Raw genomic sequence first — 12,785 nt, forward strand, 5'->3', positions numbered from 1 at the left:
TATAATGAGGAAATAGTATAAATTATTGCTCGATTAAACACCATGCATATCAACTTAGAAGCAAGCGATAAACATACCATTCAAGCTTATAATGAGCGAGAAGTAAAAATTGATTCAATTGCTTACCAGACTAGTTTTATTGTCAGTAGCCATGAAATTATTGCTGATTGGTCTGTTAAGGCTGTGGATGAGCTTAATGAAGAAACGTTGTGGCCTCTTTTAAGATATCACCCCAAAATCATTATTATTGGTCATCAGCAGCAAGGACAGTATGTTCCTGTTTCCCTTATGCAAATGCTTGCTAAACAAGGAATTGGATTGGAATGCATGTCTATCGGCGCTGCCTGTCGCACCTTCAATGTCTTATTAAGTGAACAACGGGAGATAACATTAGGAATAATTCTTTAGTTAAACGCTCCAAAAAACTCGATTTAAAGCAGATCAAGTTGACTTAAATTTGAACTTATGTTAGATTGGTGTTTTTTTGGATATCTACTATATGCCACATCCCTTCCCGCATCTACAGGCTGAAATAGAGAAAAAATTAAAAACCCAGCAACTAGATGTGAGTGTGTCTAAGTTATTAGATATAGCTAATTCCGTAATAGCAATTATTAATACCGAGTTGAAAGTTGTCTCCAGTAATTATCCTAAAATGGATGGAGAGGAAAAAAAAATTAATGAAGCACTCGTTTATTATGTGCAAAGTAAAACCGATCTCATATTAAATGACAACAATCTTTCACCGCTTCAACGTATTTTTGATTGCACTAAAATCGTAAAACGTGGTGAGGCAGGTAATTGCCAACATAAAGCAATGCTTGCTTTATGTTTAATTCTCGATCTTTTCATTAAAGAGAAAATAATAACCGAGTGCTATCTTCCAAGTATTGAGCTCCAATATTGTGATTCTAAACCAGGTCATTTTTTTCTAGTTCTCGATAATAAAGTGATTTGCGATCCCTGGGCCCAGCTTTCATATCCTGTAGGAACAATCGGCTTTGAACATGCCGGAGTCTTCGCTCATACACCAATTCGTACTTTTTTTAAAATCGATAACAATTGGTCTTGTTATGAAAATTTTAGGGGGAAATGCACAACGAATTGTGTACCTTCTTATCAAAGTCTTTGTGCTTATGTCCCTAAAACTCTGTATGAGACACATTGCAATTACTGGGCTTATTGGACTCAGCAATACTATACAAATTCCACTCGGACTAACTTAACTTTTTTTAAAGAGGAGACAGTGGGAGCATCCAGTTCGAGTGCTGACCTAAGTGTAAGTAAAGCAAGTAATGCTTTGGATGATTTTAACTACTGATTCCTATTTTACCTGAATTATAATTTCACGGGCATCTGATAAGCCATGATCATCCACTACCCTAATCACAAATTTTCCTGCCTTTGCAGTCCAGAAAAAAGGCTTCTCTGGTGACGTTGTACCGATAAATGTTTCATTCACGAACCAATGAATAGATCGAATGTCTGCATCCGTTACTGCGGTTAAAGGAATTTCAGTTTTCTGTGATGAATTAGCTCTAACAATGTAGCTTAGTTCAGTTTGTGGTGATGTAATTTGAGGGCTCATACTTAAGTTCCCAATAGTAGAACAAGTGGGATCAAATGCAGGCGGAACTCGCCGTTGAATACCTGCCTTCTTGAATATTCTAAGTAGGTCGGTCGGCCAAAATTCATAAACCTCAAAACGCGTATCCTCATCAAAATGACAGCTACGTAATCCCGTCTTTTTATCAATGGCTACTTCTCGATAAATTGTATCTGATTTAATCGGTGACTTTCCCGGAATAAACCAAGTCATTTCCGTATCCTGACAATAGCGGGTAGGCAACATGCCTGAGGCTTTACAAACTGCAACATGCTCTAAATGAAGATGTTCCGGATGTTGCTCAATGGTCGGTAAAGGGCTCTTCTCTTGTTGAATGGCATCAATCAATTCAAAAAATAAAGGCGCAGCTATATTTTTGCCCACAAAGGCTAGATTACCTTTATTATTAAAATTACCGATCCACACAGCTAAAACATAAGGACCAAAGGAACCTACAGACCAGGCGTCGCGATAACCAGAAGATGTGCCTGTTTTCCACGATACCGGAAGACGTGGGTTTAGTTTTGAGAAAGAATTAAACTCAGGATGAGGGGTATCCTTTAGAATATCAAGTACTAAAAAACTTGCTTCCGGACTTAATAATTGCTGTCCATTGTCAAAAGGTTCATCCTTATGCATTCGCAAAGGACGCCAAATGCCCTTATTTACAAGCATGGCGTAGAGTGTTGTTAATTCCTGCATGCTTAATTCGGCACCACCCAAAGTTAACGCTAAACCATAATAAGATTCTGGTTTTAAATTACTAACATGGGCATCCTGCAAAAATTGATGCAAGCCTGGGGCGAGTTGGTTAGCTAAATAAATCGCCGGAATATTACGACTAAGAACCAAGGCATCTTTTGCTTTGATAGGACCCATGAAGTCGTAATCGAAATTTTCAGGGTTATAACTACCAAAACTATGAGGTACATCCTTTAAAACCGTATTAGGATGAATTAACCCTTGATCAAAAGCCAAACCATAAACAAAAGGTTTAAGGGTTGATCCTGGAGAACGCTTCGCCTCTGTGCCATTAATTTGCCCATCAATTTCCTTATTAAAAAAATCAACAGATCCTACCAATCCCTTCACACTCATATCACGGGTATCAACAAGCAATACTGCTGCATTATAAACCCCAAGATTTTTTTTCCGCATGACATATTGGCGCGTTATTCTCGATAAAATGTTTTGTAAATCGATATCTAAAGTAGTAACCACATCATGCTTCTTTATAGAAAAATCGTTCAGTACGGAGTAGACCAAGTGCGGTGCAATAAAAGGCATATTACGTAAATTTCGCAAATCTAATGGTAGATTAATAAAGGCTTCTTGATTTTTATCTTCAGGATGTTCTTTAATCCAGCGAGCAAAAAGCTTATTGCGGATTTCTTTGAGATTTTCGTTATGTGGTGTTCTTTTTCCAGGATTTTGTGGAATAATGCTTAACGTCAATGCTTCAGGCAAGCTGAGCTTACTAGCTTGTTTATCAAAGTAGATGAGACTGGCTGCCCCTACTCCTTCTATATTGCCGCCATAAGGAGCAAGGTTTAAATACGCTTCTAAAATTTGATTTTTGCTGTAGTGTCTCTCAAGCTGAAGAGCACGGATAATTTGCCAAATTTTTCCTGATAATTTTTTCGAATTAATCTGATAACGAATACGAGCTACCTGCATGGTGATGGTTGATGCGCCCATACGTCGAGATTTTACTACGTAGGTTTGCCAACCAGCCTTTAAAGTCGCAAAAGGGTTAATACCATAATGCCAGTAAAAATATTGGTCTTCCTGCAGCATCGTTGTCTTAATTAACTGTGGAGAAATTTGGGACAAGGGAGTAAATCGACGATATTTATCATCGTGACTCAAGGTCAATCTTAGTAAGTGATTATTATTATCATAAATAGCTGTTGAGAAACTGATGTCATCTAAAAGTGGTGGTTTAGGAGAGAAAAACACTGCGGCCCATCCACTGATAAACAGCGTTATAAGAATGATGCTGAGTAACTTAAAAAATCGTTTCATTGTTGATGGTTTCAAAGTTAATTCTCTTTAACAGAGTAAATTGCTTATATCCTGCCATTCCGGCGCAGGCTGAGTCCCTTTGTTTAAGCTTTGCCTGATAGATTCCCACCGGTGTGGAAATGACTCAAATTTTGCCCTGCTACCTAATAAAAGCAATTGTCAAGAGGCCTTAGCCTGTTTAAAATAGTACTGCTTCCTTATGGCACCCCGCCATCCATGTCTAGTTGGATATTATATGAACAAAAACTCATTTTCTCGATTTTTTGCTGCAGTCGGCGCTTTTTTTACTTTTTTAATTGGCCGTCCAAACTGGACTAGTCCACCTTGGCTTATCTCGTTGCGGCGTCAAGCGACATCTCACCCAAAAACATTTTGGTCGAGTCTGGCTGGCATTATAATATTATTTGTAACTGCTGCATATGGTTACTGTTGGTATAAAAATCTGCCTAAGCCTCAATTAATTACTGCATCGATTGCCGTCCCTAAAATCAGCACCATAGAAGATGATCAACTTGTACCAGATAATTTAGTAATTGATTTCGGCATTGATAATTCGCAACAGCAAGCCGATTCTAATGCAAACGCCAGTTCTGATTCAGACGATGACTCAGAGTCTGATGAAGATGAGAATAATTTTACTGTTAAATCAGTAGCACCACTCAAACAAATTGGTAAAGAAATCAATGAAGGCATTGAGATAAGTCCTGCTATAAAAGGGAAATGGTTGTGGGAAAGTGATAGTCGTTTAGTATTTATGCCTGAAGAAGATTGGTCTGCAGGTCAGATCTATAAGATTCATTTTGCAAAAGATTTTTTTGCTCCTGAAGCGACCATGGAGAGTTATGACTATTCCTTTTCGACGCAACCCTTTGCAGCAAAAATTACAGAGTTTTCATTTTATCAAGATCCAGTTAATCCTAGATTAAGGCAAGCTATTGCTACGGTAAATTTTAATTTTCCAGTTGACCCGGCTAGTTTTGAAAATAAAACGTCATTAATGCTTGAAGCGATGCAGAAAGGCAAACTCGATCTTAATGCGCAGCATTATAAGTTTAATGTTACTTACGATGCCCATAAACGTGTTGCTTATTTACGTTCTGAATCACTCGCCTTACCGGAGGTATCACGTTATCTAATTCTCTCGATTCATGAGGGTTTAAAATCGGCATCAGGTTCAGGAGAAACCAGTGCAACGCTTACTAAAAACCTGTTGATTCCTGATGTTAGTAACTACTTTAAAGTAAGTGAGGTGGGCGCTTCGATTATTCGAAATGAACGAGATAGACCAGAGCAAATACTGACAATAGATACCTCATTGGGGGTTACGGAGGCAGAGCTTAAGAAATCCCTTCACGTATACTTGCTGCCACAAAATTATCCGGCAACTGCAACAGAGGAAGAAAAGAAAAATTATGAATGGCAAAATCCCGGAGAGGTTTCGCCCAGTATTTTAAAATTATCGTCCCCTCTTCCTTTGCAGGCAATCCCAGCAGATCGCAATTTTGCTACGTTGCATAGTTATAAATTTACCGCCCAAACTCCACAATATATTTATGTAAAAATTGATAAAGGAGCACGCGGGTTTGGTGATTTTGTTTTAAGCAATGACTATGCAACCATCATTAAGGTGCCTGAGTACCCAAAGGAAATCAGTTTTTTACATAAAGGAGCACTGCTTGCTTTAAACAGTGAACAAAAGCTGTCTGTTTTGGTGCGAGGATTACCAGCGGTTAAATTTAACTTTGCACGTGTATTACCAGAAAATGTGAATCAACTTGTCACACAAACACAAGGTGATTTTAATAACCCTTATTTTATTAATCAAAGTTTCAATCAACAAAATATCAGTCAAATTTTTTCAGAAATTCAACAGTTTAATGTGTCAGATTTTACCAAACAGCAATACACCGCTTTGGATTTTTCTAGATACCTTTCTGCAACCACGAATACAGGAGGGCCGCAAGGCTTATTCTTGTTGCAGGCAACAGGCTGGGATATGCAAAATAATGCCCCTCTTGATGCAAAAGCAAGCCGTTTAATTTTGATTACTGATTTAGGATTGGTTGTTAAAGATAATCGTGATGGTAGTCATGATATCTTCGTGCAATCAATCACTGAAGGTATCCCTCTGGCAAATGTCAACGTTAGTGTTTTAGGGAAAAATGGATTACCGCTACTCACTTATGCGACAGATGCACAAGGACGGGCCAACTTCCCTACATTGACCGATTTTATCGATGAACGGGAACCTGTTGTATATTTGGCGAGCCTAGGGAGCGATGTCTCTTTTATTCCCTATAACAATCCTAACCGGCAATTAAATTTTTCTCGCTTTGATATTGGTGGACTCTATACTAACTACCAGGATCAACATAGTTTAAGTGCCTATTTATTTTCAGATCGAGGGATCTATCGTCCTGGAGATACTGCTCATATTGGGGTGATAGTCAAACAAGCCTATGCACAATCGCAACCGCCAGGTTTAATGGTTGAAGCAACTGTAACCGATCCTCGTGGAACCACTATCCGAGATGAGAAATTTACTCTTGATGAAAGCGGTTATGTCACGTTTGACCTGCCTACAAATGCGGCCTCTCCTACCGGACAATATCTAGTTAATCTTTATATTGTGAAAGATCAACATCCGGATAGCCTATTAGGCTCTACATCAATTCGAGTCGCTGAATTTCAACCCGATCGCATGAGAATACATTCCAATTTTTCAGCCAATCAAACGGAGGGATGGATCTCGCCTGTGAACTTAACAGCAAAAGTTCAACTATGGAATTTATATGGGGCACCCGCAGCTAATCGCCGCGTTGGAGCTAAAATTTTACTATCACCAAAACGAGTGGAATTTAAAAAATATCCTGATTACATTTTCTTTGATCCACTTCTGGATGCCGACAAGCCCGCTAAAGTATTTACCGATACCTTAGCTGATGTAAAAACAAACGATAAAGGTGAGGCGCAATTTAATTTAAATCTTGAGCGTTTCGATAAGGCAACTTACCAACTTACTTTTTTTGCTGAAGGTTTTGAAGCTGAGGGAGGCCGAAGTGTTGCCACCCAGTCAACAGCCTTGGTTAGTCCACTTCCCTATTTTGTTGGTTATAAACCGGATGGCGATTTAAATTATATTAAGCAAAATAGCCAGCGTAGCATGAAATTTATTGCAGTAGATCCTCAATTAAAGCAGCAGGCAGTGGGCGATTTAAAACTGCAGCTTGTGTCATTGCATCCCGTTACTACCTTGGTTAAAAATCCCAATGGCACCTACCAATACCAGTCAATTATTCAATCAACAATTGTTCGCACGACTCCTTTTGCAATAAGTGATAAAGGTGCTGATTTCACTTTGCCAACTCAGGAAATTGGTGATTTTGCGCTCAATATTATTGATCAAAATAATGTTGAATTAAGTCATTTGAAATTTAGTATTGTAGGAGCAAGCCAAACACCACTAGCGAAAAATGCAGAGCTTAGTGTAAAACTCAATAAAGATGAGTTTAAAGCTGGTGAAGATATCGAATTACAAATTACAGCGCCTTATACCGGAGCTGGATTAATTACCATTGAACGTGACAAAGTGTATTCAATCCAATGGTTTAAAACAGGGACCACAAGCTCTGTGCAAAAAATCCATATTCCAGAAGATTTTAAAGGTAATGGTTATGTGAATGTTGCATTTGTTCGTGATTGGAATTCTCCGGACATTTTTATAAGTCCACTAAGTTACAGCGTCACGCCTTTTAATGTCGATCACGATAGTCATAATGTCCATATCACTTTAGATACGCCTGAATTAGGGCGACCTGGAGAGCCATTTACTATTAATTACAGCACCGATAAACCTGGAAAGATCATTGTTTTTGCTGTAGACGAAGGTATTTTACAAGTCGCAAATTACATGACACCCGATCCGCTTTCTTTTTTCTTCCAAAAAAGAGCATTAGAGGTGTTAACTCAACAAACTGTTGACCAAATTTTACCGCAGTATATCAAAGAACGTGAGCTTTCTGCGGTTGGTGGAGATGATGGTGAGGAACTATTAGGGAAGCATTTAAATCCTTTTAAACGCAAAACGGATTTACCAATTGCTTACTGGTCCGGCATTGTGGATGCAGATAGCACGCCTCGTCAGCTTACCTATAATATTCCAGATTATTTCAATGGGACATTGAAGGTTATGGCGGTTGCCGTAGCTACTGATTCTGTTGGGTCAACAGAAAAAGAATCCATCATTCGCGGTAATTTTGTAATCAATCCCAATGCGCCGACGTTTGTCGCACCAGGTGATGTTTTTGAAATTACAGCAAGTGTCGCCAATAATGTTCAGGGCTCAGGAGAGAATGCAAAAGTAGACGTGCAATTGAATGTGACTCCTGACCTTGAAATTGTTGGCCCTGCTACTGCTTCATTAGCTATTAACGAAGGTCATGAACAAACCGTTCGCTTTAAACTCAAGGCTAAATCAGCTTTAGGCTCTGCTAAAGTAACGTTGGTGGCAAGCCTGGGTGACAAATCAAGTTCGATGGATACAACACTCAGCGTTAGACCGGCCAGTGCTTTTGAAACATCGATAATCAGCGGAAATAGCAAAGATGCCAGCAAATTACTTGCTATCGATCGTGAACTTTATCCTGAATATCGTCATGTTGTGGCAGCACTTTCAACCAGTCCTATGATCTTGCTTACAGGATTACAGCAATATCTCGATAACTTTCCGTATGGCTGTACTGAACAGTTGACTAGTAAAGTCATGCCACTATTAGCAATGGTTAATCAACCTTGGTTTACTAAAAACTTAGACAACATTAATGAAAAAATAACGACGACCATTCAGCTTATAGGACAAAGGCAAATGTCGAATGGTGGTTTTACCTATTGGCCTGGTTCTGGAGACAGTTACAGCAATAATTTTGCATCCGTCTATGCGATGCATTTTTTAACCGAAGCTCGCGCGCAAGGCTATAACGTGCCGAATGATATGTTTAGTGCAGGTTTGGGATATCTTAGAGATTTAGCAGCACAAAATGCTTCTAGTCTCGAGATGGCTCGTATTCAAGCCTATGCTATTTATATTTTGACACGCAATGAAATTGTCACTACGAATTATTTAACCAATTTGCAGCTTTATTTGGAAAAGGAACAAGCACAAAAATGGCAGCAGGATATTAGTGGTGCTTATATTGCAGCGACCTATCAACTATTGAAAAGTTTAGCAGATGCTAATCAATTAATTGATAGATATAAAATACAAACGCAAAACATGAATGCTACGGATTTTTATGATAGCAATATTGCAAATGCACAGTATCTCTATTTGATTGCCCGTCATTTCCCCGAGCGCTTGCCACGTGTTGGTAATAAATTAGTGATGCAATTAGTTTCAGCAATGAATAGCGATGAAATTAATACGATTCTCTCAGGCTATACCAGTTTGGCATTAAGTGCTTATGGTCAGGCAACGGCTGCCCCAGTTGAAACGACTGCTTTTTCAATTAGCGAAGTATTGAGCGACAATACGCAAAAAATTCTCTCAACAGCAGATAGTAATTTTACTAAAGCTACAATTGATGAGGATGCCAAAAAGATTATTTTCAATAATCCCAATAAAGAACTGTATTTTTATCAACTCACTCAGGCTGGTTTTGATAAAAAACCGACAGATAAACCAACGAGTCAAGGCTTGGAAGTTTATCGTGAATATAGAGATAGGAAAGGTAATGTGATTACGAGCACGACTTTAGGTAATGAAATTGAAGTTCACATTCAAATCCGCGCGTTAGAGGATCGATATTTATCAAACGTTGCCATTGTCGATCTGTTACCTGGAGGTTTTGAAATAGTTCGTGATTCTGTCAATGCAGGAAATGTGGATTATGCGGATGTACGTGAAGACAGAGTTGTCTTTTTTACCAGTGTTGATTCCACAGCCAAAGAACTTGTTTACCGCATAAAGGCTACTAATACTGGAAAATATCAAGTCCCAGCTATTTTTGCAGAGTCTATGTATAACCCTGGGGTGAAGGCCAACAATGCAGCGAGTGTGATGGAAGTTACTGCTAAATAAATTTTGCAATAACCTGGTTACCGCCAGTAAGGCAACCAGGTTATTGATGTCTTGATACCCTCATTCTGGCCGGTTGCTTTAAATTCATATCTTTTCCGCGTAGGCGGAAATGACACTATTTCATCAACCTTAATCAAGAAGATCGCACTCTCCTTTTCCATTAGAACTCCAACGTGCGGCAATAGTGTGAACACCCATACAACTTGGATCTTTGCAAATTTTAGTTGCAGGGATAATTTGGCAAGCATTGACCCAACCGCTATCAAAAAAACTAATCATGATTCCTTCCGCACCTTTGGGTAAGGAAGCAATACCTTGGCGTTGCGCGGTACTTGCAGCAACAATCCAGTTAACCTGGGAACCATCAAGATTGTAACTGATAACCAATTTCTTTACCGGCCCTAAATCGCCTCGAGTATATTTTACTCTTACTGTTTTTGGTAAAGACCCACCATCAGGCTCATTATCATGATCGAATATATCTATTTTTACAGGGATGGAATAATCCTCACCTTCTAATTTTCCTGTATATTGGAATGGATTAAAATCAAAGCGATTGATCAATACCCAAGATGTTGCGGTTGTGCTGGCCAAGGTATTGGCATTCCATAGAAACGGCAATGGGAAGCGTCTACTGGCGTAAAGATAAGCTCTGCCTATTTCAATGGGTAAATCAATATAAAATTCTTTTGGCGTTGCCCCAACAAAGTTGGCACTTAAATATTCGTCATTTCTTAAGTTACTAAAATTATCTTGCATGCTACGTAAATCAGCTTCGAGTTCTGTCGTATCCATTCCTAATCCAGAATAGTGATCAATGAGAGCTCGTACTGTATTAATGGCACTCGCGGTATTTTCCGCTGACATAATGTCTTCAGGCTCAATGTCGGTATGATTATTTAAGGTGAAACCGATACCCCATAATTGGCCATTGTCAAAATAACCACCTTGATTACGAATTATTCGCCATAGGTTAAGTGCAGTCCCATTGCCATACCAATTATCCATTGTTTCAATGCCCAAGGCAGACATTCCCCAAAGATTAACATCGACAGCCATACCTGTTAATTCCTCGGAAGTATCCGGATTCCAATCCGTTTTAGAAGAAGGAATATCAATGGACCCATGGGTATAAAAGACACCTTTTTGGGCATCAAAGGCACCATTGTATAGAAAACTTAAGAGTCCTAATGTTTCATAACCATTTACAGTAATTCCACCATTAAGCATCGTATCAATCATATCCAGAGCATGCGTTACTTCTGCGGTATGCTCGGTTTTCTCCAATATCCCTTTTAAAACCTGCAAACCGGCTAAAACTGAAAAATTATCTTCAATAGAGACCTCACCTACTGGAAGAACACCTTGGTTATCTCGTGTGCCGCCTGGAGCGTAATAGAATGCGCCAACAGCGGTTTGCATTGCCGAAAAAGCATAAAGGCTGTTGATGGCATTAAGAACTGCCTTGGAAGTTGCAGAAACCTTACCTTCGGTAAATATATATTCGGCTTGCAATGGGCCAATTAATTGAGCCCAGGCATTCTCACCCGTGAGTGGTTTCCAATCAGACCAAGTGGTAACGAAAGTAAAAAAATCTGGAGAGTGCCCTTCTGGATCATTTTTTGCCAATGTATAAATATTATAATTCCATGTAATAAAATCTTGATAACGACCTCCAAAGAAGGGATCTTTATTAAAATAATTGGTGGCGATTAAGCGAAAGGTGAATGCCTTAAGTGGGTCAAAAATTGAGAGTTGGTAACCATATTGAAAAAATATTCCTATTGCTCGATTTGCTGGATTACTAATGGAATCAAGTTCATTCGCTACTAATTCTCTTGCTTTTGCCTCGCTAAGATAGTCATTTTTTGAGGCAAGAGCCAAAGCAATTTGCCAGGTTGCTGCATGATAAATATCTGTTCCATAGTTTATATTGGTGCGCTCAATCTGTGCCTGAGCCTGAAACCATTCTTGTACCGTGCCTTGTTGAGGTGGCAGACCTTCTCCCAAAATGGCAAAAGGACTTGTTAGAAAAAAATAAGGATTACTATATAAACTATCGACGACAGTACAGGTATCGTCAGGTAAGCAAATATAATCACCAAAATATCTTGCTACATCTTCTGTACTGCCAACATAAAAGTTTAAAGGAATTAATAAGCCGCTTTTGCTTGGGACTAGCATTGCACTGGAGGTCAGGAAACGGACCAAATCTTTAATTTCTCTATCTCTATTGCTCGCAGCCAATGCAAAATTGCTGCTACCTGACCATAGCCCTATTAACAGCAGTAAGATTAAATATTTTCTCATTAAATTGTCCTAATGAAGCAATTAAGAGAATCTTAAAATTTTACTGTCTATGTAAATCAAATAATAAAAACTCTGACTCAGTCACTGATTGAATTTCAATGCTTTCCGTTATAATTGCAGCACCATCACCTGCTACAAGTTGTTGCTCATTTAGAGTCACTTCGCCTTTAATTAATTGTAACCAGCCACAACGGTCTGAATTAAATTTAAAATTTATTAGATGCCCTGGAGTTAGCAAGGCTCGATACAAGTTGACATCCTGATGAATTTTAATCACATTGTTATCTTCTTTTGCGGCAATTAGTGTTAATTCATTATTTAACTGCGGCAGTACGCGTTGTTGATATCCCGGTGTTAAGTCTTTTTGTTCTGGAATAATCCATATTTGTAGAAAATGAACAATTTCGGTTGTTGAATGATTAAATTCACTGTGTTCAATGCCAGTTCCTGCCGACATACACTGAATTTCCCCAGGCTTTATAACAGAACCTGTGCCCAAGCTGTCTCGATGTTGCAGGCTCCCTTCTACCACATAAGAAATAATTTCCATGTTTCTATGCGGATGCCTACCAAAACCTTTGCCAGGTTGTACCGTATCCTCATTAATTACCCGCAGCGTGCTAAATCCCATAAATTGAGTATCATAATACTCGCCAAAGGAAAATGTATGAAAGCTAGTCAGCCAATCGGATTGAGATTTACCGCGAGAGCTTCCTTTTCTTATAAAGATCATATTGAACCATCCAGGTAATCGCTAATTAATAGGAT

6 protein-coding genes are annotated in these 12,785 nt (G+C 38.9%); 3 read left to right on the forward strand and 3 right to left on the reverse strand.

Features of this window, described 5'->3' with window-relative positions; translation table 11 throughout:
• Positions 1-42: 42 nt before the first annotated feature.
• Together PXX05_RS05895 and ceg10 are read left to right on the forward strand one after the other, a co-directional pair.
• A complete protein-coding gene (locus tag PXX05_RS05895; protein ID WP_275090134.1) occupies positions 43-408 on the forward strand; it encodes an Mth938-like domain-containing protein in 366 nt (121 codons plus the stop codon).
• 91 nt (positions 409-499) lie between these two features.
• On the forward strand, positions 500-1,321 hold the full coding sequence (gene ceg10 / locus PXX05_RS05900; protein WP_275090135.1) for a Ceg14 family Dot/Icm T4SS effector: 822 nt from the start codon (positions 500-502) through the stop codon (positions 1,319-1,321).
• A gap of 3 nt (positions 1,322-1,324) precedes the next feature.
• Here ceg10 and pbpC read toward each other — a convergent pair whose 3' ends face one another.
• A complete protein-coding gene (pbpC, locus tag PXX05_RS05905) occupies positions 1,325-3,631 on the reverse strand; it encodes a penicillin-binding protein 1C (RefSeq protein WP_275090136.1) in 2,307 nt (768 codons plus the stop codon).
• A gap of 235 nt (positions 3,632-3,866) precedes the next feature.
• On the opposite strand from pbpC, the gene PXX05_RS05910 reads away from it, so the two are divergent.
• Positions 3,867-9,707 (forward strand): alpha-2-macroglobulin family protein, encoded by a 5,841-nt coding sequence (locus tag PXX05_RS05910; RefSeq protein ID WP_275090137.1) that lies wholly within the window; start codon positions 3,867-3,869, stop codon positions 9,705-9,707.
• Positions 9,708-9,836: 129 nt separating this feature from the next.
• Here PXX05_RS05910 and PXX05_RS05915 read toward each other — a convergent pair whose 3' ends face one another.
• Together PXX05_RS05915 and PXX05_RS05920 are read right to left on the reverse strand one after the other, a co-directional pair.
• On the reverse strand, positions 9,837-12,017 hold the full coding sequence (locus PXX05_RS05915) for a hypothetical protein (protein WP_275090138.1): 2,181 nt from the start codon (positions 12,015-12,017) through the stop codon (positions 9,837-9,839).
• Between the two features lie 40 nt (positions 12,018-12,057).
• Complete coding sequence (locus tag PXX05_RS05920) at positions 12,058-12,750, reverse strand: pirin family protein (protein ID WP_275090139.1); 693 nt, start codon at positions 12,748-12,750, stop codon at positions 12,058-12,060.
• Positions 12,751-12,785 lie beyond the last annotated feature (35 nt).

It is taken from the genome of Legionella cardiaca, from assembly GCF_029026145.1.
Lineage (GTDB): Bacteria > Pseudomonadota > Gammaproteobacteria > Legionellales > Legionellaceae > Tatlockia > Tatlockia cardiaca.